Origin of the sequence: Nostoc sp. DedQUE09, assembly GCF_034530915.1 — a bacterium.
GTDB lineage: Bacteria > Cyanobacteriota > Cyanobacteriia > Cyanobacteriales > Nostocaceae > Nostoc.
Map to the genome: position 1 here is coordinate 28764 of NZ_JAVRCE010000054.1, position 25654 is coordinate 54417.

Below are 25654 nucleotides of genomic sequence, written 5' to 3' on the forward strand. Positions count from 1 at the left end.
CTGCTCCCCTGCCTCTTTCCATGCTCAATGCCCTCATTCCTTCCGTCCAATCAACAAATAAGTTGTCATCTTGCCTTTGCCTTTAACTTCGATTTCGCCTCGTTTTTCAAATACAAATTCATCACACAAGCACTTATAAGTATTTTCTGTAACCTGGATTTTACCAGCAATACCTTGAGATTCCATGCAGTTAGCTATGTTTACCGTGTCTTTACAGAGTTCATAAGTAAACTTATTCAGATCGATGACTTCCCCGACTACCGAACCGCTATGGATGCCGATACGGATGTTGAAATTTTGGTTATTCTCAATATTAAATAGAGCGATCGCAGTTTGCATATCCAATGCCATCAGAGCGATCGCTTGAGCACGATCTTGGCGGCGTGTAGGTAAGCCACCAACCACTACATAAGCATCATTAATGGTTCTGATTCTCTCTAAACTATATCGTTCGGTGAGGCGATCGAAAGCTGAGAAAATTGAGCTGAGTAGGTTCAGCAGTTGAATTGCACTCATAGAAGTAGCAATTTCGCTAAAGCCAACGATATCTGCAAATAAAACTGTGACATCAGCAAAGTCTTGGGCAATACTAGCTGGTTGTTCTTTCAGTTCTTTAGAAATTGCGGCTGGTAAAATATTCAGCAATAAACGTTCGGTTTCTTCCTGCTGATGGCGCAGCGCTTTTTCTGCTGCTAGTCGTTGGGTGACATTGCGAAAAATGCCGCGAATCGCAGTTGGATGACCTTCGACAAATTTACAATTAATATTACCTTCTAGAAAGATTGTTTGACCGTCTTTAGTAACGAATGTGGCGGTTACTTGCCCAAGCTTTTCTCCTGATAAAACACGATAAAACCTTTGCAAACAGTGTTGTTTAAAGTCTGGATGTATAATATCGAAAACACTCATATTTGCGATTTCAGCTTCGCTATATCCCAAAGTTTCTCGCCATGCACGATTGACATACAAAAAACGACCAGATGGATTAACACATTGAATCAAGTCATTAGCATTTTCAAATAAATCTCGATATCGTTCTTCACTTTCCACAAGAGCATCTTCTGCTTGTTTGCGTTTAATAAATTGGGCAATTTGGCTACCAATAGAACCCATCATTTGCAATAGGTCTTTATCTTTTGGTAGTAAGTCCCGGCTAAAAAAAACCATTACTCCTAAGATTTCACTATCATCTAAAATAGGGAAGCCAAAAGCTGCGTGTAATCCAGCCTCCGCAGCCGGTCGCGATCGCCTTTGATCTCCATCTACTGTGATATCTTTAATCCACAAAGGCAAACGTCTGATCCAAATTCGACCAGGTAAGCCAACACTAGGTGTATAAGTAGTTTGCCAGGTGATTGCTTTAAACTCTCGCACAGAAACTAATCGACTTGACCAAATTTCCACACACCTTAATACTGCATTTAGACTATCTCCTTCTACCGAAGTGCCAATATATTGGCTTGGTGTCCAAAGTTCACCTAAATCCCATCCCAAGTTTTGACAAATCGACTGCAAAATTTGTGGAATTGCCTGCCTTATGCTCTGTGATTCGGATAATATACGAGTAATAGAATACTGGGCACTTGTACGCTGTTCCCGGCGTTGCCAAGCAGTGATATCCCGACCAATATAGACAATATCTTCTAGTCCTTCTGTTTTTTTGGGAATCACTGAGCAAGAAAAAGCAATCAACAATTTTTCTCTAGTTTTTGTTCGGCAAACTACTTCTAGATTCTGGGAATTAGGCTTTAAATAAGAATGTTGATAAATAGCTTTAATTAAAAGTTGATCCTCATCAATGATTACTGATATTGGTTGATTTATTAATTCTTCTTCTTCAAAACCAAATAATTCTTGAGCAGCACGATTGACTTTTTTTATTTTTCCTGAATTACTGGTGACTAACAAAGCATCTGCCATTGAAGTAATGACTTGTTCCATGTAATTAATGTTTGATTAATATACAAGCCTGTTTTTCCAAAATTTATATAATTTACTATTACTCATTTTTTTATTAAGTTTATATTACTTAATTCAGTGTGCTATTTTTACATCAATCGAGTATAGTTGAGCAAAAACGACTAGTTCGCTGTGGCGGAAACTTGCCTACCTTTAACAAGTTGTTCAGAGCAACTTATCTAGTTAATTGAGATAGTAGCTAGATTCCCGTCGTGCTGTACTAATGTAATGTCTAAGCTAGTACAAGAGGTTTTGTAATAAGCACTTTAGTCCTTACTACAAACTTGCTTACCCAATTTAAACTAAATAGGCTTGATTAATATTTTTAATATACTTCTTTTGGAGTATTGACAATTTAATATAATATTGCTCTTTGAGTAGCTTATCGTTAACAGTTGCCTTCATGTTTAATTTTAATCCTATGTGGTATTTTACAAAACGGCGAATTAGATAAGTATTTCAACCAAATATGGTCGTAAACACCCAATACGGTTCGGATAAGCATTTTGAACTCAGAATAGGGTTTGGGGAAAAGGGTAAGGGTTAAAGGGGAAAAAACCTTTAACCGAACCGTATTGCGTAAACACCTTTCATTAGTTTCGCGTATCTTGAAAGTTAATTTTTAAGATAGCGCGATCGCCAGCATTTAGGAAATTTGAAACCCGCCACTTTATAAGAGAGTGGCGACTCTGTAGCTAGGTTCCCGCCACTCTCTTATTCTTCAATTCCATCAATGAAGTTTATGATTGTGCGCTGGCTACAATTTGATTCCAGGCTTTAACTGCTGTCTGTAAATTTTTTGGTAGGTTATTTTGAGAAATATCATTGTACTGAACCGTACCTTCTTGGCTGGTGAGGGTATAGGTGATATAATCAGCAGCACCACTGGGGGCTGGGTAACTCAGATTCCGAAATTTACTAAACTGAGAACGTTTTAGCGATCGCACAAATTGTTGTACCTGTTGCACAGAAACGCGGCGAACACTACGTTCAGAATCATTAGCATCACCAATCCGCACGCGAATGAGTCGCCCATCTTGGAGTAAAACAGTCTCATAGGTTGTGCCAGCAAAACCCCCACTGGAGATTTGGCGAAACACTATATCTCTATCTAACGGTGGTGGTAACTCACTAGTTGGAATTTGCACAGGCCCCAGTGTAGTTTCGTTAGGCTTTTGATTCAGCCTGAGTGCGGAACCTTTTTGATTAGTATGATAAACCAAGGTTTGATCAACTCCGCCGACAACCACCCGCCAGCCTGATACCAAAGCTTGGGTACAGAATTCATCAGGATTAGCTAATTCTAAACAGCTATCTCTCCAAGTTTGCTGTTGAGCCTCAATAATGGTTAACTGAGAAATTGGCTGTTGCAAACGTCTGGATGCAGCTTGTAAAACAGCATTTTGTACAGATGTAGGTAATTTATTTGGCAGATTTTCTGAGGGAGTGTTTGCCGAAGCTAAACGTAGCGATCGCCCATTATGATTGGTATGATAAACCCAGTTTTGTTTGCCATTAGATACCACAATCCGCCAACCAGGAACTAAGGCTTGGCTACAGAATTCATCAGCTTGAGGTAGTTCCAAGCAACCATTGCGCCAAGTCTGTTGATTATAGTCAATAATTTGCAGTTGTCTAGTAGGAATTCCCTGCCTACGCGCTAAATCTCGTAGTACTGCATTAGCTACTGGACGTGGCAAGCGGTTTCGTTTAATATTATCTTTGAGAACTTCATTGCTTGTTTCTAGAGAGAAGTTTGCAGAAGCGCCCGTCGCACTTTTGATAACTGTTAAACCGCTAGCAACAGATAAAATTCCAGTCAAAATCAAAGCAGTGAAAATTCGCCCTTGATTGGTGTTAAAGTAGTTTTTTCGCATGATTTTCATAGTAAAATAGAACAAACAAATAGTATTCAGCTAGTAATAGACAATAAAGTATATAATTCCATAACTTCACTATCTGGAATTAGTTTAGTCTCTAGATTCTGAAACAGATATAGAGACAGACGCTGATGTACTGATCGTTTGTTCCTTATAGAAATTCTGGTTGAAGAATTCAGCAGTCAGAACAATCAGTGGTGGATACCCTGCGGGATCTTGCTACAGAACCGCCACTGATTGAAAACCACTAAATCTTCTCTTTCATAGACGTTACGTGAATGATTTAGTGGGGATTTTAAATCCTCTTATTCATCCGCCAGCCGACAGAATAAATTCTGTTAGCGGTAGCGGGGCGTTTAGCCCATTCTGACTCCTGACTCCTGAATTCTATTTGATAAATCCATCAAATTTGCCAGCTTGTAAACTACCCGCGCTCCCACATTACCATCCCACTCCGCATCACCGACTTCGCAGATATCAAAGCCAATAATTTTTCTTCCACTATTGACCAATTCTCGGAACAGACAAAAAGTTTGCTCTAATTCTAACCCACCTGGAACAGGAGTACCCGTACTCGGACAGAGTTTTGGATCTAAACCATCTACATCAAAGCTAATATAAACATATTCAGGTAAATGACTAATAATTTCTCGGCATAAATCAATCCAAGTTGTTCCAGAATAAAGCTTTTGCTTAATAGCTGGGTCGTAATAAGCAATAATGCGATGATCAGATTGGTCAATCATTTGCACTTCATCATGACTAATATCACGCAAACCTACCTGCACTAACTTAGAAATTTGCGGTATTTTCATCGCATTAAACATAATCGACGCATGGGAAAACTCAAATCCCTCATAAGCGTCGCGTAAATCTGCGTGGGCATCAATGTGCAAAATCCCATAGTTTGGGTATTTAGCTGCTAATGCTTGGAAATAACCTAAAGGCGAACTGTGATCTCCACCTATGACTGCAACTCGCTTACCATTATTAAATGCTGCCTGACAATTTTCAAACAGCCATTGATTAACCTGTTGACCAGCTTGATTAATTTCTGCCAACACAGATGTTAAATCTGGTGTATCGGAGAGTTGTTTCCCTTGGGCTAATCGTTCAATAATTTTTGCTGCCAAGGCACGGTAGTATGTGTTCTTCTCTAAAATATCCTGGGGAATTTCTTCCATAAAAATTCCCTGCTTCCAACCATCAGGGTTATCAAAATCGAACAAATCTAATTGAGTCGAAGCATCTAGAATTCGCTGTGGGCCATTAGCAGTGCCAGCACCATAGGAAACAGTGACTTCCCACGGCACACCAAAAACAATCAAGTTTGCAGACTCATAATCGCAGGGCAAACCTAAGAGGTTGCCATTTATTTCACCTACGCCGCTGGGATTGTAGTCTTTTAATTGATTACTCATTGAGTATCTTCTGGATTTACGTGGATAGACAGCACGCCGCCTAGTTGACATCTGCATTGTAATCAAAATTTTTCACAGGCGGTAAACTAGTGGTTTGTCAAGTTTAAATTGATGGGTAAACAAGCTCGTAGTAAGCAAGTGGATCAAATTAAACATAAAATCTCACCCTGTCCCCGGCTTCCCTCTCCTTAGTAAGGAGGGTGAGGTTTGATCTTATGTTTAATTACGCCTACCTACTTAAAGACTTTAGTCCTTATTTTCTAAGCACTGAAGTGCTTACTACTGACGAATGACTAACTATTTACTCAACCCGCTTAACTTCAAATCCCCGTAACCCTTCTGGTACTTCATATTCAACCACAACATCTTTAACTACAGCAGCAGGTGGCCCAGAGTGACACCAGCGAACCATGTTATCCACAACCTCTCGCGCCCCTTCAAAAACTGCCTCTACTCGATTATCGGGGAGATTCCGCACCCAACCGGTTAATCCCAACTGGCTAGCTGTATCCACAGTGGAATAGCGATAGCCCACTCCTTGGACTCGGCCAGAAATGAATACATGGGCGCGGATGATCTTTGGCAGTGCTGTGGAATTCTGCATAGACTGGTCTAATCTTTACGTTTTCCAGTCTACCTAGTTTGTGTATACACAACCTGTTTTTAATTTCAACTGGCGAAATTAATCACGCTCATCGTCATCATCATCGCCGCGATGTCTATACTCCCGATCATCGTCATCATCACCGCGATGCCTATACCTCCGGTCATCGTCGCCGCGATGTCTGTACTCCCGATCATCGTCATCATCGTCGCCGCGATGTCTGTACTCCCGGTCGTCGTCATCATCGTCGCCGCGATGTCTGTACTCCCGGTCGTCGTCATCATCGTCGCCGCGATGTCTGTACTCCCGGTCGTCGTCATCATTACGGCGATGTCTATGCTGGCGATCGCGATTATCCCATTCTTCATCACGTTGTTGCTGCTTGTCACCGATTATATTTCTGAACATATCCCCTATTCCCATAATTTTCCTCCTGAGTTAGCGAATCTCTTTATTCGGGTTATCTTTAGTAGTTTGTCTAATGCTTGTAGCGGATCAATCTTCCAGTAGGTGTAGATAAAAATAAAATTATCTCTATCTTTGGGAGTGTAGCAAAGTAGTGATAAAGTATTTTTTACTACCTGCTAAATATTGTGAATTTAATTCAACAGTAGTCAGTTTTTAAACCTGGAATTTTGATTTTTTTATGTCTAACCTGCCACCACTCAGTACAGAAACAATTTGGGCAATTCTTGATGATAAACTTGATGATGCCACAGTCAACCAGTTGCTATGGCATTATTTAGGCTATCGGTATGATTCCTCAACTGCACAATGGGACACTAGCCTAGTTGCACCAGGATGGCAGAATGACTACCCACAACCACCAGATTTTATTGAATCTCGCCCCGCAATAGTCAAGTTGACTCGTTCCATTCCTGCTGAAAATAAACAAATGCTAAAAGAAAAGCTAGGTTTTAAAGGATATAAAATTGGGGAATTTGGGCCTCGGCAAACCCGCAGAGCAACGGCGGCAAATTGGTTATTAAGTTATCTACAACAAACAAATTAACGGCAAAATTGAGTAATCTGATACCGCAGATATTTAGTAAAAAATATCTTATTTTTACTGAATATCTGTTATTGAAAAACTTAAGAAATAGCCATTATTTATCCGTTAGAATTTTATACTTTGAATTCTATAACATTTTAGGCTTAGTAGTATTAAGGGCTAAAAATGCCTTACTTTAATTTAATTTTGATATTAGTAAAAAAATATGATACACAGTCAAAAAATGCTAAGAACAGTAATTCTTTACAATTTTTTTGATAAATTCATCCTGAAGATAGAAGCGCTAGTTGCATAATTCTTTCTCTAGAGCTATTTGCAAATTCAATTGAGCATCAGAGAATATTTCTATCAACCCTTGATATTACAAACACGTTCTATGGCAAAGCCAATTGAATTTAATTTATTTGCACCTTATAACAAAGGAGCTGCATTAATTGGTTCTTTTTCTGATTGGCAAGAAATTCCAATGGAAAAAGGTGATGATGGTTATTTCCGCACAAGTGTTGAACTAGAAGACGGCGTTTATAAATATAAATTTCGCGTTCAATCAAATTCATGGTTTTTTGAACCAGAACAATGGGTTGATGTTACAGATCCCTGTGCAACTGATATAGATGAACAAAGTGGAAAAGATGATGGTGTTATCCGGGTCAAAGATGGCGAAAGGATTACCGATACATACGTTTGGCAACATGATGATAAACCTTTACCTGCTGACCATGAATTGGTAATTTATGAATTACATGTTGGTGACTTTTCTGGTGGCGAGGATGACCCTTACGCACGAGGCAAGTATAAACACGTTATTGAAAAGTTAGATTATTTGTGTGAACTAGGAATCAACGCTATTGAATTGATGCCACTTAAAGAATATCCTGGTGATTATAGTTGGGGTTATAATCCGCGCCACTTCTTTGCAACAGAATCAAGTTATGGTTCAACTGCTGAGTTGAAAAATTTGATTGATGAGTGTCATGGCAAAGGTATTCGTGTAATTCTTGACGGTATTTATAACCACTCAGAAGCATCTGCTCCCTTAACACAAATTGACCACGATTATTGGTATCATCACGAACCTCGTGACCCTGATAATAATTGGGGGCCTGAGTTTAATTACGAACATTATGATGAAAAATTAGATATTAAGCCAGCTTGGAAATTTATTGGTGAGACAATCCGTTTTTGGATATCAGAATATCATCTTGATGGTATTCGCTATGATGCAGCGCGGCAAATTGCTAACTACGACTTCATGCACTGGGTTGTTCAGGAAGCCAAAAAAACTGCTAGCATGAAGCCTTTTTATAATGTTGCTGAACATATTCCTGAAACTACCAGCATTACCAATGTAGATGGGCCAATGGATGGTTGCTGGCATGACAGTTTTTATCACTGCATTCTAGAACACATTTGCGGTGATACATTTGATTTAGAACGTCTCAAAGATGTCATTGACTGCAAGCGCCAAGGCTTTTTGGGTGCTACCAATGTGGTAAATTACCTCACTAACCACGACCATAATCATGTCATGGTTGAACTGGGGAACCGTGAGATTTTTGACGAAGAAGCCTTTCGGCGGGTTAAATTAGGAGTAGCCATCCTAATGACTGCTGTTGGTGTACCTTTGATTTGGATGGGAGAAGAATTTGGCGAGTATAAACCTAAACAACCTGAATCATCCAAAATTGATTGGACGCTGTTAAGTAATGATTTAAATCGTAGTTTATTTGATTCATACAAAGGCTTAACTAACCTGCGTAAAAGCAATCATGCTCTCTACACGGAAAATATTGATTTTATCCACGAAAATGCAGAGGCGAAAGTATTAGCTTATACTCGTTGGAATGATGAAGGTTCTCGTGTAGTTGTAATAGCAAATTTCTCAGGAGATTTTCTAGCTGGCTATCATGTTCCTAACTTTCCTAGCGCTGGTACATGGCACGAGTGGACAGGCAATTATGATGTCGAATCTGGTGACGATGGCATCATCACAGACTTGGGACCATACGAAGCGAAAGTGTTTGTATGGCAGTAATTATATACACTACCACTGAATCAGTAGTCTAATAGCAAAGAAAAGGGGAAATATCTTTTCCCCTTTTCAGTTATTATTTTAGTTCACTACAGTTTAATTAGAAATTTGTCAATTAAAAAATAAGCTATTTTAAAATTTCATGAGTTTGTGTTACACTTCTGAGTTGAAGTGCGTATATAAAATTGTCAGAGCATCCCCATGCACAATAAATTACTTAATAGTAATATCGACAACGCTAACATTGAGAACGATCGCATTTTATTAACTCCCAACGAAGTAAAGTCAAAATTACCTTTAACACGATTAGCCGAACAAAGAGTTTTAGCATATAGACAGGAAATAGAAGATATCCTGGATTTTCAAGATCGTAGAAAATTTATAGTAGTTGGCCCATGCTCAATCCACGACCCAAAAGCAGCGCTCGAATATTCTGAGAAATTGAAAATATTGGCCGAGCGAGTCAAGGATAAGTTGCTACTAATTATGCGAGTATATTTTGAAAAGCCAAGAACAACCGTAGGCTGGAAAGGATTAATTAACGATCCAGATATGGATGATTCTTTCCATGTAGAGAAAGGTTTATTAATTGCACGGGAGCTACTATTAAAAATTACAGAGTTGGGATTACCTGCTGGCACAGAAGCATTAGACCCAATCATCCCTCAATACATCAGTGAACTGATTACATGGTCTGCTATTGGCGCACGTACAACTGAATCACAAACTCACCGTGAAATGGCAAGTGGGCTTTCGATGCCTGTAGGTTTTAAAAATGGTACTGACGGCAATATTCAAGTAGCTTTGAATGCCCTACAATCAGCTGGAAATCCGCATAATTTTTTGGGAATTAATCAAAACGGTCAGGTCAGCGTCTTTCAAACTAAAGGTAATGGCTATGGTCACGTAATTTTAAGGGGTGGTAGTCAACCTAATTTTGATCCAGCAAATGTCAAACTGGTAGAAGAGAAATTAAAACAGGCAAATTTACCACCGAGAATTGTAATCGACTGTAGCCACGGCAATACCAATAAAGATTACAAGTTACAAGGTGCTGTCTTAGAAAATATTATTCAGCAAATAGTGGATGGTAATACATCAATTGTTGGCATGATGCTGGAATCGCATTTGTATGAAGGTAGTCAACCGATTACTGGTAAAGAAGAATTAAAATATGGTGTTTCTGTAACCGACAAATGTATTAGCTGGGAAGAAACCGAAAAAATTATTTTGGCTGCTCATGAAAAACTTAAATAAGAAGTCAGAATTCAGAATGTCATGAATGGGGAATTTAGAGCATGTTTGCAAGCTTGAAAGTATAATAATAAACCCCGCTGCCATTCCTCTGACTGTTTCGGCTACAGTCAGGGTAGACACAAATTGAAAAACCTGCTCCACATTAGCTTTAATTTGGTTGTAGCGTGGCAAGGGTAAAAAGTTGAAAGTAGATTTTTGAAAAAACGGAGATAAATCAATATTTTCTGCTTTTTCCTAATGCACAACTTTAGGGTTGCCACGCCATTACAAAACTAATGGCCCAGAAAAACGCTCAGGTGGTGGCGATAAATTTTATCTATCGAGAGAAGAGTTTTAGATTTGTAGCGTCAGCTTTTGGTAGGGTAGGAAAGTTCAGTGGTTCTAAATCAGTAGGAACCGAATCCCCAGCAGAAGAGCTACCTACTAGGATCTTTAAGATATACCTAAGATAGATGTAATAGTATCTAATATGTGCTATAGACTCAATACTACCAACTCTAGGATTGAAAATTAGTATTTTTCTACATAAAATTAAAAATCTAAAATTAAAAATTGGTAACACTGATGGTTAGGAGTGTTAGAGTTTCAAGAAATTCACCGAAACTTTTCAGCGGGTATTCATGCTGAAGAAACTACAGAAAAAGCAAATTTCGATAATTGCGGGTGCAGCACTCTTTGCCTTTTTAACTGGGGCAATGGTATCAGCACCTGAGATTGGCAAGTCTCTGGGAAAATGGCTCAGACTGAGTCAGAATCAAGCAGAGCAAAAATCAGACGGTAGTGTTGCCCAATCAGCCGTTTTTGGGCTGATATCGCAATCGCTGCCAGAACGGGCGGCAAAACTAGCAGCGATCGCTCAAGAATCGCGATCGCCAGACCGGAATCGCGCTCGTTATCTTTTGGCGAGTGATTATATTGAAAGAACCCAAGGGAAAAAAGCCCTAGTTTTACTCCAAGGACTAGAGAAAGACTATCCCATCCTCGCGCCCTATATTTTACTCAAACAAGCCCAAGCAGAGGATATGCTGGGCGAGGACGGCAAAGCCTCGGATCTCAGGCAAAGGGTGCTGAAACAGTATCCCAAAGAAGCTGCCAGCGTGAAAGCGTTATATCTGATTGCTCAACCAAAGCAACAAGAAACTGCGATCGCTCAATTTCCTTCCAATCCTCTAACTTGGGAAATTATCCGCAAACGCTTGCAAGAAAATCCCAATCAGCCACAATTACAATTGATTTTGGCTAAGTATGCCTACGATCAACCAGGCATAGTGGGCGTTTTGGATCAGTTAGTAAAACAGACTACCCTCAAACCTGAAGATTGGGAACTCATTGGTACTAGCTATTGGGAAAATAGTCAATTTCTGAAAGCGGCTAATGCTTACGCCAAAGCACCCAAAACATCGCGCAACCTCTACCGTACTGCACGGGGTTTACAGGTAGGAGGCAAAGATAAAGAAAAAGCGATTGCTACCTATAAACAATTAGTGCAGGAATTTCCCAATAGTGAGGAAACTGGGACGGCACTACTGCGGTTAGCAGAAACCGCAAAAACACCTAAAGACGGCTTACCCTATCTTGATCAGGTAATTAGTAAATTTCCCAAACAAGCTGGTACTGCACTGGCACAAAAAGCCAAAACCCTCCAAACTCTCAAGGATCAAAAGTCAGCTAGCGCGGCGTGGCAATTACTCATAGGTAAATACGGTAACTCTGACGAAGCAGCAGAGTATCGTTGGAAAATCGCCCAAGATAAAGCCGAAGCCAAAGATTATGTCGGTGCTTGGCAATGGGCAGAACCAATCGTCACTAATAACCCCAATAGTATTTTGGCTCCAAGAGCGGGCTTTTGGGTAGGTAAATGGGCGGCTGCACTAGGGAAACAGCAAGAATCTAAAACTGCTTATGAATATGTGGTTAGCCAGTTTCCTTACTCTTACTATGCATGGCGAGCCGCGACAATGTTGGGGCTAAATGTCGGCAATTTTGACAACGTGCGCGTCATGAACCCAGAAGTAATCGCCCCCCAGCGTCCATTACCGCCTGCTGGTTCTGAAACTTTCAAAGAATTGTATCTGCTAGGTCAAGACCGCGATGCCTGGTTACAATGGCAAACAGAATTTCAGAACAAAATTCAGCCAACGGTAGCAGAGCAATTTACCGAAGGGTTAATGCGGCAGGCTAAAGGAGAAAATCTCATTGGAATTGATGAAATTTCTAAATTGGAAGACCGGGAAATACCAGCCGAACTTGCCCAATATCAGACTCTGAGTAAACAAATCACCTACTGGCAAGCGCGTTATCCATTTCCTTATCAGCGAGAGATTGAAAAGTGGTCTATTGACCGTAAACTTAATCCTTTGCTAGTAACTGCTTTGATGCGTCAAGAGTCACGGTTTGAACCAAAAATCAAATCTGTCGCTGAAGCTACTGGTTTAATGCAGGTGTTGCCGAGTACAGCTAAATGGATCGCGCCACAAATCAAGGTGGATTTCAAAACAATAAGTTTAGAAAATCCCAACGATAACATCATGCTGGGTACATGGTATTTGGGTCATACCCACGATCAATATAACAATAACTCCTTGCTGGCGATCGCTAGTTACAATGCTGGCCCCGGCAATGTCTCCAAATGGTTGCAAACTCTAACTACAAAAGATCCAGATGAGTTTGTTGAACAAATTCCCTTTGATGAAACTAAAAACTATGTGCGGCAAGTATTTGGCAACTACTGGAATTATCTAAGGCTTTACAACCCTGAGATTTCTGGCATAGTGACAAAGTACTCGACCACACACCCACAACTACCAGCGCGATAATCTGAGAAAGTTATGAGTTGTGAGTGTTGAGTTCAAGCAATTTTTTAATTCAAAGTTCACAACTCATAGTGATAAGCTAACGCGCCTACATATTGCACTATTTTCCCTGTAGACCGTCATTAGTCATTAGTCATTTGTGTTTACCAAGGACAAAACACCACGCGGTAGGGGCGCAAGGACTTGCGCCCCTACTGGAAATTGTGCTGAAAAGAGGGTGATAAAACACAATTTTTGGAGAGGCGATCGCTAATAGCTTGAGTTGATTACACCTATGGCGTTAATATATCTTAATGTATTTAGTATTGCTTTTTTAGCGCCCCAATGGAGTTAACTTCAAAAGAATTTAAGTCAGAACTAATATTAGAAGTCCAAGCTTGCTTGCAATTAGCAGTTCCTTTGATAATTACTCAAATATTAGAAGCGGGCATTCCTTTATTGGATGGGGTAATGATGGGCTTACTTAACAGCCAAGCTTTAGCTGCGGGTGCTTTAGGCGCTGTGACCTTTTCTACTTTAGCTTCCGTTTGTCGTTCTGTTCTTTCAGTCGCGGGTGTAAGTGTCGCCAATGCTTTTGGTGCAGGAAAGATAGACCAAGTGAGCCGTGCTACCGGTCAAGGAATTTGGTTAGCCGTGACAATGTGCTTACCTATAATGTTTATCATTTGGCATTTTGACTATATCCTGCTACTAACTGGTCAAGAAGAAAGCAATGTGTTATTAGCTCAAACATATTTGCGGTCTATTGTTTGGGGTTTTCCGGCTGCACTCGGTTTTTGTATCTTAAAAGAAGTTAGCTCTGCCCTCAATCGTCCCCAATTTTTAACAGTAATTACGGTGACGGGACTATTATTAAATGCAGTTGCTAATTACGCGCTAATGTTCGGTAAATTTGGTTTACCAGCCCTTGGTTTAGCCGGTATCGGTTGGGGAAGCACACTCATTTTTTGGTTGAATTTTATTGCCGCCGCCAGTTGGATTTGCTTTGATAACTACTTTAAAAAATACCAACTTAATAGCGCTTTAGATAAATTTGATAGGAAGATGTTTATAGATATCTTCCAAACTGGGTGGTTTTTGGGGTTGCAGTATGGAGCAGAAATTGGAGTATTCACTGCCACTGCTTTACTGATGGGGTGGTTTGGAACAGAGACGTTAGCAGCACATGAAATTACCGTCGAGACAGAAAGTTTTGTCGAAACGGTATCTATAGGTATTTCCTATGCCGTCACAATGAGAGTAGGACAGTTGAGGGGACAAAACGATCTCAAAGGTGCAAGCACAGCGGGATTAGTCTGCATTGCGCTTGTTACTCCTTTTGTAAGTATTGTGGCACTAATTTTTTGGCTGTTTCCCAACTATATTATGGCAATGTATTTGGACACCAGTAATTTAGATAATATCGAGATAGTTAAAACGGCAACTTCTTTCCTGGCTGCGGGGGCAATAGTCCAAATATTTTATTCTATTCAGACTATTGCTGCTGGTGCTTTAATCGGGTTGGAAGACACCAAAGTGCCAGCGTTAATTACTATATTTGCTTACTGGGGAATAGGTCTAGGTGGGGGCTATTTGATGGCATTCACTTTCGACTGGGGTGCTATAGGTTTATGGTTGGGTTTAATACTAGGGCTACTTATGGGTGCAGTACTTTTAACTGGGCGTTTTTATCTTTTGACTTCTGAGATTGAGTCTGATTGACTAAAGACGACTTGAGGACAACGAGAATTGGGGACAAGGGTAAAGACTTGTTGTAAATTCTGACTTAAGTCACCTTGTCCCCTTGTCCCCTTGTTTCCCCTGCTCCCCTGCTCCCCTGCTCCCTACCAAGTCGTGCATAGTCTCAACAATGCCCACTTCTCATTACTGGTTAGAAGGTCTAAGTCTATCCCGCCAAGATGGTTGTGACGATGAAGAACCTGAAGAACCAGAACTGTTTGCGGGAGGCAACTCTCGCCGACTTCTTCTAGACCGGGGTGAATCAGATTCTACTCTTCTATAACGTCGCCGTGGAGTAGATGATTCTGAGGAGGAGTTACTAGAACTTGATTCGCTGCGATCGCGCCTTCTCCGTCTTGGAGTATAATCGCTGGATTGCTGTGTTTCTTGAGAATAGCTCCTCCTTCTTCTACGTCTCCTATATGAACCACTATCATCAGAATTTCTCGCACTTTCCCCTTCTGAGTCATCATCTTTAGAGGCAATAGAACGATTCAGCACTTGTTTGGGCTTGATGGACTGGGCTTTGATAGTGCCTTTGCGACCGTCTAACTTGGGTCGTTTGGGAAACTTTTCTACAGGCATCCCCTCTACCGCTTTTTCCATAAATTCGCGCCAAGTGTAAGCGGCACTACTACTACTGCCATAAGTAGGGCGGTTGTCATCGTTACCTAGCCATACCCCTGTCACCATCTGAGGAATGTAGCCAATAAACCATAAATCGCGGGCTTCGTCGGAGGTGCCGGTTTTGCCTGCAACTTGTCTATTAGCTAATTGGGCAGCACCACCAGTTCCCGCTTGAACGACGTTGCGTAGCATCCAAGTCATGATGGCGGCACTGTCAGCGTCCAGGGCGCGTTTTGACTTGAAATTAGCTGACCAGATGACTTTGCCTTGGCGGTTGAGGATGCGGGTAATACCATGAGGTTCTGCGTGCAATCCCTGAGTCGCAAAACTGCCATAGGCGCTCGTCAACTCTAGCAGATTGACTTCATTTGAACCAAGAGCCAAGGAGTAGGTGGGCTTGAGTTCAGATTTTATCCCCATATCATGGGCTAGTTTAATCGTTGGTGTAAATCCCACATCAATCAACACCTTGACCGCAACAATATTAACAGAGCGGGTGAGGGCATCTCGGATGTTCATTGAACCCCGGAAGTTTTCACTATAGTTTTTCGGTTCATAGCCGTCTACGACAAAGGGTGCATCCTCGTAGCTATCGTAGGGGCTTTTGCCAGTAGCGATCGCAGTTGCATATACAAACCCTTTAAATGTCGATCCTGGCTGCCGTTGTGCCTGGGTAACTCGATTAAACTGATTTTTACCAAAGTCTTTTCCCCCAACCATGGCCTTAATTTCACCGTTGCGGGGGTCTATGGCCACCATTGCTGCTTGCTTAAAGTTTTCCCAGCGTCCTTGATTTCGCAATGTTTTTGCAACTGCCTCTTCTGCCACTTTTTGCCAACTTGGGTTTAGCGTGGTTTCTACTACCAGACCCCCACTTTTTAGCACATTAGGAGAAACGTACTTGGGCAATTCTTTTTGGATGTAGCTGGTAAAGTAGGGTGATTCTACTTGGACTCGCTTGGGTGAACTGCTTTTGAGGGCTAATGGCTCCTGAACGGCTGCTTGCCTTTGCTCTGACGTAATTATTTTATCTTCTTGCATCCGTAGCAATACTAGGTTTCGCCGCCGTTTTGCCGCTTCGGGATTTTTGTCTGGGGCGTATAAGCTAGGAGCAGGAGCTAATCCAGCAATCGTTGCCATTTCCGCCAGAGAAAGTTGATCTGGCGACTTACTAAAGTATACCCAGGCGGCATCTGCCACACCGTAAGCTCCACCTCCCAAATAAACCAGATTTAGGTAACGCTCTAAAATCTGATCTTTGGTTAATTCTTGCTCCATTTTTTGAGCAAGGCGGACTTCCTTAAGTTTGCGCCAGATTGTCTGCTCTTGTTTTAAAAACAGAATCCGCGTTAGCTGTTGGGTGATGGTGCTACCACCTTCTACCACACCTTGCGATCGCAAATTATTCAAACCCGCTCTGACAATCCCTTGCAGATCGACTCCGTTGTGTTGCCTAAACCTTCTATCTTCTGAGGCGATGAAAGCTTTTTTTAAATTATCTGGTATTTGTTCTAGTTTTAGCTGTTCTCTGGTCGCTTCACCTTGTTGTTGTAATATAGTGCCATCAGCAGCTTTAATGGTCAGTGTTTGCTCTCGAAACACAGCATTCAGCTCGGACTGATCTGGCAAAGTCCGATCTATTAAACTGATGCCATAGATCGAGGCAACTATCCCACCACTAACACCTAAACCTGCCCAAAACCATAAGCGGCGATGGAGTGGTTTAGCGCCAGTTGCCCGATTGACCCTGATCTTAGATGGTAAAATTTTCATTTTGCTCAGTAACTGCCTCGTCTGCGCCAGATGTTTTGGTGGTAAGCTCTCATTCGTTCCTCCTTGTCCAGAGTCACTCAAATTAGTTGGTCTTCGCTTGAACCAGGAGGTAAGCTTCCCCACGTCAGTTCCTCGCTCAAATTAGTAAGCAACTATATAACCACCATCAATTAACTTTGGGGTTATAGCACTACCATTGTGTTAGTATAATATCCTATCAATAATTAACTAAATTCACTATAAAATAATGTTTTTTAAATTTGGTTAATTTAGTTTTGTAAAAAATGCCGCAATTTTGATAACTACTGCGAATATCAAAGCTATTAACAAGTATCCGCAAAGACAGCCCAAAAACGGCTTATTTTAGGAAAGTATAATGTCTACACCAGGCTACGACGAAGCAGAGCTAAGACGAAGCGCCGTTGCTCTTGGTAGTAATATCGGCGATTCCCAGACAATTTTAGAAGCAGCTATAGAGACTTTAGCCCAAACGCCAGGTATTGTTTTAGAAGCCAGATCCCATTGGTATCAAACCAAAGCTGTCGGCCCACCACAGCCAGATTACCTCAATGGCTGCGTGACATTACAGGTAGAAATACTCCCCCAACAGTTATTAGAAATTTTGTTAGGAATTGAACAACAATTTGGGCGCGTGCGTCAGGAACGTTGGGGACCACGAATTCTAGATTTGGATTTGTTATTATATGATGACATTAAATTGGATACACTAAATCTCCAAATTCCCCATCCACGAATGCGGGATCGCGCCTTTGTATTAGTCCCACTGGCAGAAATTGCCCCAGATTGGATAGAACCAGTTTCCGGGTGTGTCATTAAAGAGCTGCTGAAAGAGGTAGACTGTTCTGATGTACATTTATGGATGGACAATTAAAATTACCATCCTTAAAAGCAGAAGAACACTGATTTTGCCTCTGTATTCACAGATAATCAGATTTAACTATGCCATTAGGTAGAGAATTACCACAACTGCTAAGACAACGCCTGTTTCATAAAGGACGCAAGTTTGATTTTGAAGTTAATCGCTTGCGTTTGCCGAATAAATCGGAAGGAGAATGGGAATGTATTCGTCACCCTGGCGGTGCCCTAGCTGTACCAGTGACAGCGGAAGGTAAACTTATATTGGTACGCCAGTACCGTTTTGCGATTCAGGGACGGATATTAGAATTTCCGGCGGGGACATTGGAAGGAAAGGAAGAGCCTTTAGAAACAATACAGCGTGAAATTGCCGAAGAAACTGGCTATAGTGCCCATAAATGGGATAAGTTAGGCGAATTTTTCTTAGCTCCTGGCTATTCTGATGAAATTATCTATGCTTTTCTGGCGCGAGATTTAGAAAAGCTGGAGACACCACCCCCACAAGATGGAGACGAAGATATCGAAACTGTATTTATGACTCCTGAAGAATTAGAAAAAGCTATTCTGGAGGGAGAGCCGGTAGATGCTAAATCAGTTTCTAGCTTTTTTCTGGCGCGTCCGTTTTTAGTTTAATATCCTTATGCTGCTAGAGTTAGCGATGCCTTCGGCGGGCTACGCCTACGCAGATGCCTGCGGTGCAGGTTTTGAATATGCAGACGAAACCATCGCTAACAACGATTTGAGTCGATACATTGAACATCCACGGTTTCGACTCAATCTTGGCAGCTACACCGACGACACCCAGATGAGTATTGCCATTGCGGAAGTGATTGTCGCTCAAGCACCGTGGATATCAGAAGTTTTAGCCGATAGTTTTGTTAGAGCTTTTAAACGCGATCGAAGAGAAGGTTATGCTCGAAACTTCTACCATTTTCTGGGAGAAATTCAGGATGGGGAAGAGTTTTTAACCAAAATTAACCTTGATAGTGACAAAAGCGGGGGTGCAATGCGTGCAGTACCCATTGGCATCTATCCCACACCAGAAAAAGTGATTGAGGCGGCAACAATTCAAGCGGCAATTACCCACAATACACCTGATGGGATCAATGCTGCCGTTGCGGCTGCCTTAATGTCGCATTATTTTATCTATCGACTGGGAGCAAAACGCAAATTAGGACGGTTTCTGGAAGGTTATGTATCTGGATGGAATAAACCGTGGGAAGGTGAAGTCAAGTCTAAAGGCTGGATGAGTGTCAGAGCAGCGATTACTGCGGTGATGCGAAATGACAGCATGAGCAAACTTTTACAAGATTGTATCGCTTTTACTGGGGATGTAGATACAGTAGCAGCGATGTCTACGACGGGCTACGCCTACGCTTTGGCTGCTGGTTCTTGTAGCGAGGAAATATACTCAAGACATTCCCAATCATCTTGTTACAGGGTTAGAGGATGGAGCTTACGGTAGAGATTACCTCATCGAACTGGATAAGCAGTTAATGAGTTTGGTGGGTAAAAAGATCGGCTAAATCTAATACATCAAAGTAGCATTAGGTAATCTTAATTTTCTAATTTTGGATCGAGTTGAGTTCAGATGCTCAAAAAGCTAGATTTTAGTGTTTAATTTTAAGTTATATCATGTCCGCTTGATTGCTTATTAAACCCGAAGAACCCCACCCCGCCAAAGCTATGCTTTGTCTCCCCTCCCGAAGAGCGGGGAGGGGCTGGGGGTGGGGTGCAATGACTGTGGAAATCATAACTAATTATACGGACATGATATTAGATAATCGAAAGCATATTTAAAGCCAAATTGATGAATTATACTCTAGCCTCTACTTTAGGAGAACTACAAACAAAAATATATTGGCTACATGATGCTGAAAAATTTGCTGAATTAGCAGAAGCAGCAACTGAAATATATATTAAACTTGGATATGACCAACAAAAAGCAGAAAATGTTGGTCATTTAATTAGTGAAGCTTATCAGTTATCTGACGATGCTGATTTATCATACAAGGCTGGAAACATTGAAAAAGAAATAAAGTTTTATAATCAAGTAAGAGATAAATTTATAGAGATTGAAGCTATATTAGGCCTACAAAAAAGTATAGCCGAACATCAAACAAAATGGTGGATGCATTTTCGCCATAGACAGAAACTTCAAGTTATATATCACCTATTTTTGCAACATTTAAAACCTTTGGGTTTAACTTATTTATTTATAGCTCTACAATTAACATATTATATGTTAAATATAGGCAAAGGTCATAATTTGCGCGATATAGAAATAACTCAAAAAAATGCTACAAAATATTGGATGCAATTATTAAAATGTAATATTACCAAATATCCATATTTAGGTTAATTTGGTGTTTTATAAAACACCTATATTATCCTACCTTTGTCTTAATTTACTATGAAACATATTCAGATCCAACGTGCGTTAGCATTCGCGGAGCGTCTCGTAGAGAAGCTCGCCGCAGGCATCGCTGCATCTCAAGTATTAGAAGAAATAACTGAAATCTGGTGTCAATGGCGTAGACAAAAGCTACCATTGTATCTGTTCTTGGCGATGGGTTTCAACCTAGTGGTTTCACCTGTAGTCTATGCAGCTACTGGCGAACAACTTTCCCGCAGTCAAGCTTGGGGGTTGGGACTGTTAGGACTGGTGACACTAGGGCTTTTCATCTATTTATTTTTTGTAATGTTTACACCGGAAAAATTCTAATGAGTTTTGCACACGAGATTTAGGGACTTCCAAATAAAAAAATATTCCCAATTTTCTTGTGATATGGGTGTCCTTACCTGTTCCATATTCAGGGTGAGCAGGACTTCGAGGTGAGGGCTGAGTCGAATACTTCCCACCCGACAAGATTAGATAATTTATTTGTTGGAAATACCTTATGCTAGGATACTTTACAGGCAGTCAGGACAAGCTTAACCAAAATCAAGAACCGCAAAGTGCATGACAACATAACTTATTAACAAAGATAGAACCGAAAAATTTAAAGTAGCAGATAAATTATCTAGGTGCTATTCTAATTGCAAAAATGTTCTACACAGTCGTTAATTAAGTATGTATGCAAACATTAATTATTGATAATTATGACTCTTATACCTTTAATCTTTACCAGATGCTTGCAGAGGTAAATGGTAAACTACCTCTGGTAATTTATAACGATCGCCTTAACTGGGATGAATTGAAAGAAATTGCATTTGACAACATTGTGATTTCACCTGGTCCCGGTCGTCCAGAAAGGTCAGAAGATTTTGGAGTCTGCCGACAGATAATTGAGAATGTGGATGTGCCCTTGCTGGGAGTCTGTCTGGGGCATCAAGGACTTGGCTATCTACATGGTGCAAGAGTGATTCATGCACCGGAAGTTCGACACGGTAGACTCAGTAAAATTTATCATAATAATTCGGAATTATTTCAAGGTATTCCTAGTAATTTTTCTGTGGTGCGCTATCACTCGTTATTAGTTGCTAATGAACTACCTGAGTGTCTAGAAAAAATTGCTTGGACTGAAGCAGGACTGGTGATGGGATTGCGTCATCGCCATCTACCTTTTTGGGGCGTACAGTTTCACCCAGAGTCTATCTGTACAGAATATGGACAAAAATTACTAGCAAACTTTCGAGATATTACGCTGCAATTTACAGAGAAATCGTCAAGGAGACAGGTGGTCACTGAGCGGCTTGCCTTGAGCGAAGTCGAAAGGAGTCGAAGTGAGGCAGGAGGGGTGGGACTTGAAAGCTTATTGGCAGAGTCAAGAAGTCCACAAAAGCAATATTGGATTGGATATGGATCTGTTACTCCTGTTATGGATAAACCCCGCCAAAAACAGGAAGAGAAGTTTGAATTACATACACGTAAATTAGATATCTGCCCAGATACAGAACAAATATTTGTACAGTTGTTTGGAGATAGAGCAAACGCTTTTTGGCTAGATAGTAGCCGTGTAGAGCCTGGTCTATCTCGCTTCTCGTTTATGGGTGATGGCAGCGGAGCAAACAGTCTATTGGTGCGATATCATACCCAAACGCAAGAACTCATCATCACACAGTCAGATACTGTGACTCATCGCACCGAAAGTATTTTTGAGTATTTGAAGCGGGAAATAGACTGTCGATTTTGTCAATCTGATGAGTTACCTTTTGATTTTAACTGTGGATTTATTGGCTATTTTGGCTATGAACTTAAGGCAGAATGTGGAGCGTCATTGGCGCATTCTTCACCATTACCTGATGCAATTTTTTTGCTTGCCGATCGCATGATTGCGATCGATCATCAAGAACAGTGCCTTTATTTGCTGCAATTAATCAAAAAAGGACAAACAGAACAAGTAGAAACTTGGTTTGATAATATCCAGCAACAACTCGAAACTCTAGATTCTCTTTTTTCTCTTGTACCCCAAGAAAATTGTCAGCCTGTTAAGTTCCGCTTGAGTCGCACTTACCAAAATTATATTCAAGATATTCAGCAATGCTTAGACGAAATTCACGAAGGCGAAACCTATCAAGTTTGCCTGACTAATCAGCTGTACACCAATGCTACCCCCGATCCATTGACGTTCTACCGCACATTACGTAAAATTAATCCGGCTCCTTACGCTGCATTTTTGCGCTTTGGTGAAATTGCGATGCCTGCGGCGAGCGTAGCTATCGCTTGCTCATCTCCAGAAAGGTTTCTAAGAATCGATCGCCAAGGATGGGTAGAAACTAAACCCATCAAGGGAACCCTACCACGAGGAGAAACCCCCGAAGCCGATTTCGTCCTCCGTGAGAAGCTACGCAACAGCGAAAAAGACCGAGCTGAAAATCTGATGATTGTCGATCTGTTACGCAATGATTTGGGGCGAGTCTGTGAAGTTGGTACCATCCACGTACCAAAATTAATGGATGTGGAAACATACCCAACAGTACATCAATTGGTGACAACGATACGCGGGCGGTTACGTTCAGATTTACATGCTGTAGATTGCGTGCAAGCTGCATTTCCTGGAGGATCGATGACTGGTGCGCCGAAAATCCGCACCATGCAAATTATTGATCGCTTGGAACAAGAAGCGCGGGGAGTATATTCAGGTGCGATCGGTTTTTTAGGCTTGAATGGTTCAGCCGATTTGAATATTGTGATTCGGACTGCTGTTTTGACTCCCAGTCAAACCTCCATTGGTATCGGTGGCGGAATTATAGCCCTTTCTGAGCCAGAGATGGAGTTTCAGGAAACGCTGCTTAAAGCTAAAGCCTTAATCGACGCTTTGCTTCTGACGATGCACGGAACATCTGAACCAGACGTGTATTCCATTCTGGGCTTAGAAGCAACAACTGCTGATAGTTATGAAAAATTATCTGCCTAAATCAGGGGCTTAAAGAAGGATGGAAATGTGTTTGGGGTAGCCTATCCCGACACAAAACTGGCTACTATTAAAGATTACTAATTTATAATCAAAACTTCATATACAAATACACTTTCTTGATTTAGGAATAAATTTAAAGATAAAAAGCAACTACCGCAAATCAGGGTTAAAAACAAGAAGCTAAAGTCCGAAAATAGCACAAAAACGACTGAAATCCCCTTATTATAAACTCAATCTTTCGCAAATAATTTATCTGCAAAACTTGACAATTCCTTATCTGTAAAAATTTTCTTCGATATATAGCTTACGTAACAGCAATCTGATAAGATTCCCAAGAAGCAGAATAATTACTTATTCTCTTTTTCTTGAACCAACTGATTTTGGTTATTTTTTGGGAAGGGAAAATAAAAATGTCTCATTTATTGTGGAAAACTCTGGTACTAAGTCCAGTAGTTTTGGGAGTGACGGTGTTGGTTTCCGCTAAGGCTATGGCTGCTGCTGAAGTAGCAAGTTCTTCTGAAGATATAAAGGCAAAAACTGCTCAGACAGAAGCACCAATAGCTGCTAATGCTTCAATATTCAGTCAAACAGAGCAACCAAAAGTTAAGCAGCAATTGGTTGCCCAAAAGACTGATGAAAATAAGGTTTTAGAAGAGGTTAATCGCTACAGCAACGAAGGCAAAAATCAAACTTCACTGTCTCAAGTCACATCAGTTTCTCAATTTTCTGATGTACAGCCGACTGATTGGGCATTCCAAGCTTTGCAATCTTTGGTTGAGCGCTATGGTTGTATTGCAGGATACCCCAATAGTACTTACCGTGGCAATCGGGCACTGACTCGTTATGAGTTTGCCGCAGGTTTGAATGCTTGTTTAGATCGAGTTAATGAACTGATTGCCACAGCAACTGCTGACTTGGTGACAAAACAGGATTTGGCGACTCTCCAGCGTTTGCAGGAGGAATTCTCGGCAGAATTGGCAACTCTACGCGGTCGAGTAGATTCTCTAGAAGCACGGACTGCGGAACTTGAAGCTAATCAGTTTTCTACCACCACAAAATTGGTGGGTGAAGCTATTTTTGCCGTCACTGATATTTTTGGCAATAACACTGGCGATGCGAATAATACTGTCTTCCAAGATAGGGTACGTTTAGACTTGCAAACCAGCTTCACAGGTAAAGACGTTTTACACACCCGTCTTGCAGCCGGGAACGCACTAGCCTTTACACAAGTAGGGGATAATGGTGTTGCGATTGATACTGCTGAAGGTACGCAAACATTTCAAATCGGCAGTACTACTAACAATAGTGTCATTATCGACTGGCTAGCTTATTACGTACCCATAGGCCCAGCCCAAGTTTACTTTGCGGGCACCGGAGGTATTCATAGCGATTATGTTGCCACTAACAACCCTTACTTTGAGGACTTTGATGGCGGTAATGGTGCTTTGTCTACCTTTGCTTCTGAAAGTCCGATTTATCGCATTGGTGGTGGTGCAGGTGCGGCACTGACTTTACCCTTTGGTAAGGGTGGCAGTTTTTTCAAACCAAGTTCACTGACTATAGGTTACTTGGCATCAAATGCTAATAATCCTGTGGCAAATCAAGGTTTGTTAGAGGGTAACTATGCAGCCTTGGGACAATTGAACTTTAGTGTTGGCGATCGCTTATCTATAGGTGCTACCTACGTTCACGGTTATCATGGTGCTGGGGGTGGTAATTTATTCGATCTAGGTGGTGGTTTGGGTAGTACTAACCGCGTCGTAGGTACTGGTCAAGCTAACACTCTAACTACCCTAAACGGATCTTCCAGTAATTCTTATGGGATATCAGCAGCTTTCAGGCCCAGTGATAAACTGTCAGTCAGTGGCTTCGTTTCTTACCACGATGTCACAGGCTTTGGTGCTGATGATGATTATCAAGCTTGGAGCTACGGTCTTGGGGTAGCTTTACCTGACTTCGGTAAAAAGGGTAACGTTTTAGGGATTTTTGCTGGTGCAGAACCTTATGCGTTTAACCGAGGAGGAGTTTTTGCTGGTACTGGTAATGATATACCTTATCACTTTGAAGGCTTTTACAAGTATCGCTTGTCAGATAACATCTCGATTACCCCCGGTGTAATCTGGTTGACCTCTCCTGGTCAAAACAGCAATAACGATGATGCAATTATCGGTACGCTGAGAACAACTTTCACCTTCTAAAGGTTTACCAACTCAGTGCTGAGTGGTGAGTGCTGAGTGGTGAGTGCTGAGTGGTGAGTGCTGAGTGGTGAGTGCTGAGTGCTGAGTGCTGAGTGCTGAGTGCTGAGTGCTGAGTGCTGAGTG

The 25654-nt window shown here is 41.2% G+C and carries 18 protein-coding genes; 13 read left to right on the forward strand and 5 right to left on the reverse strand.

What is annotated here, in order from left to right:
* Nucleotides 1-33: 33 nt before the first annotated feature.
* The 4 genes from RMY27_RS26470 to RMY27_RS26485 form a co-directional block, all read right to left on the reverse strand.
* Complete coding sequence (locus RMY27_RS26470; protein WP_322667843.1) at nucleotides 34-1941, reverse strand: adenylate/guanylate cyclase domain-containing protein; 1908 nt, start codon at nucleotides 1939-1941, stop codon at nucleotides 34-36.
* A gap of 758 nt (nucleotides 1942-2699) precedes the next feature.
* Nucleotides 2700-3845, reverse strand: a complete 1146-nt coding sequence (locus RMY27_RS26475; RefSeq protein WP_322667844.1) for a hypothetical protein — start codon at nucleotides 3843-3845, stop codon at nucleotides 2700-2702.
* Nucleotides 3846-4195: 350 nt separating this feature from the next.
* Entirely contained in the window at nucleotides 4196-5260 is a 1065-nt protein-coding gene (gene speB, locus RMY27_RS26480) for an agmatinase SpeB (RefSeq protein ID WP_322667845.1), read from the reverse strand.
* Between the two features lie 301 nt (nucleotides 5261-5561).
* Nucleotides 5562-5864: an acylphosphatase gene (locus RMY27_RS26485; protein ID WP_322667846.1), complete on the reverse strand. Its 303-nt coding sequence runs from the start codon at nucleotides 5862-5864 to the stop codon at nucleotides 5562-5564.
* A 38-nt stretch (nucleotides 5865-5902) separates the two neighbouring features.
* On the opposite strand from RMY27_RS26485, the gene RMY27_RS26490 reads away from it, so the two are divergent.
* From RMY27_RS26490 to RMY27_RS26515, 6 genes are all read left to right on the forward strand, one after another.
* Nucleotides 5903-6268, forward strand: a complete 366-nt coding sequence (locus RMY27_RS26490) for a hypothetical protein (protein ID WP_322667847.1) — start codon at nucleotides 5903-5905, stop codon at nucleotides 6266-6268.
* 242 nt (nucleotides 6269-6510) lie between these two features.
* Nucleotides 6511-6876 (forward strand): DUF1823 family protein, encoded by a 366-nt coding sequence (locus RMY27_RS26495; protein WP_322667848.1) that lies wholly within the window; start codon nucleotides 6511-6513, stop codon nucleotides 6874-6876.
* A gap of 376 nt (nucleotides 6877-7252) precedes the next feature.
* Complete coding sequence (locus RMY27_RS26500) at nucleotides 7253-8911, forward strand: alpha-amylase family glycosyl hydrolase (RefSeq protein WP_322667849.1); 1659 nt, start codon at nucleotides 7253-7255, stop codon at nucleotides 8909-8911.
* A 198-nt stretch (nucleotides 8912-9109) separates the two neighbouring features.
* Nucleotides 9110-10165, forward strand: coding sequence for a 3-deoxy-7-phosphoheptulonate synthase (locus RMY27_RS26505; protein WP_322667850.1), 1056 nt, complete (start codon nucleotides 9110-9112; stop codon nucleotides 10163-10165).
* Nucleotides 10166-10785: 620 nt separating this feature from the next.
* Nucleotides 10786-12981 (forward strand): transglycosylase SLT domain-containing protein, encoded by a 2196-nt coding sequence (locus RMY27_RS26510; protein ID WP_322667851.1) that lies wholly within the window; start codon nucleotides 10786-10788, stop codon nucleotides 12979-12981.
* Nucleotides 12982-13302: 321 nt separating this feature from the next.
* Complete coding sequence (locus RMY27_RS26515) at nucleotides 13303-14679, forward strand: MATE family efflux transporter (protein ID WP_322667852.1); 1377 nt, start codon at nucleotides 13303-13305, stop codon at nucleotides 14677-14679.
* Between the two features lie 162 nt (nucleotides 14680-14841).
* Here RMY27_RS26515 and RMY27_RS26520 read toward each other — a convergent pair whose 3' ends face one another.
* Nucleotides 14842-17220: a penicillin-binding protein 1A gene (locus RMY27_RS26520; RefSeq protein WP_322667853.1), complete on the reverse strand. Its 2379-nt coding sequence runs from the start codon at nucleotides 17218-17220 to the stop codon at nucleotides 14842-14844.
* A gap of 253 nt (nucleotides 17221-17473) precedes the next feature.
* On the opposite strand from RMY27_RS26520, the gene folK reads away from it, so the two are divergent.
* The 7 genes from folK to RMY27_RS26555 all read left to right on the forward strand — a co-directional run bounded on the left by folK (nucleotide 17474) and on the right by RMY27_RS26555 (nucleotide 25531).
* Nucleotides 17474-17989 carry a 2-amino-4-hydroxy-6-hydroxymethyldihydropteridine diphosphokinase gene (gene folK / locus RMY27_RS26525; RefSeq protein WP_322667854.1) on the forward strand — a complete coding sequence of 172 codons (516 nt, stop codon included), beginning with the start codon at nucleotides 17474-17476 and terminating at the stop codon, nucleotides 17987-17989.
* 68 nt (nucleotides 17990-18057) lie between these two features.
* Nucleotides 18058-18606: an NUDIX hydrolase gene (locus RMY27_RS26530; RefSeq protein WP_322667855.1), complete on the forward strand. Its 549-nt coding sequence runs from the start codon at nucleotides 18058-18060 to the stop codon at nucleotides 18604-18606.
* Nucleotides 18607-18613: 7 nt separating this feature from the next.
* The gene (locus RMY27_RS26535; protein ID WP_322667856.1) at nucleotides 18614-19438 is read left to right on the forward strand and encodes an ADP-ribosylglycohydrolase family protein; all 825 of its coding nucleotides are present in this window, start codon (nucleotides 18614-18616) and stop codon (nucleotides 19436-19438) included.
* 345 nt (nucleotides 19439-19783) lie between these two features.
* On the forward strand, nucleotides 19784-20335 hold the full coding sequence (locus tag RMY27_RS26540; protein ID WP_322667857.1) for a hypothetical protein: 552 nt from the start codon (nucleotides 19784-19786) through the stop codon (nucleotides 20333-20335).
* 51 nt (nucleotides 20336-20386) lie between these two features.
* Nucleotides 20387-20698, forward strand: coding sequence for a K(+)-transporting ATPase subunit F (gene kdpF / locus RMY27_RS26545; protein ID WP_322667858.1), 312 nt, complete (start codon nucleotides 20387-20389; stop codon nucleotides 20696-20698).
* Nucleotides 20699-21050: 352 nt separating this feature from the next.
* Nucleotides 21051-23333, forward strand: a complete 2283-nt coding sequence (gene pabB, locus RMY27_RS26550) for an aminodeoxychorismate synthase component I (RefSeq protein WP_322667859.1) — start codon at nucleotides 21051-21053, stop codon at nucleotides 23331-23333.
* A 410-nt stretch (nucleotides 23334-23743) separates the two neighbouring features.
* Entirely contained in the window at nucleotides 23744-25531 is a 1788-nt protein-coding gene (locus RMY27_RS26555) for an iron uptake porin (RefSeq protein WP_322667860.1), read from the forward strand.
* Nucleotides 25532-25654: the final 123 nt, after the last annotated feature.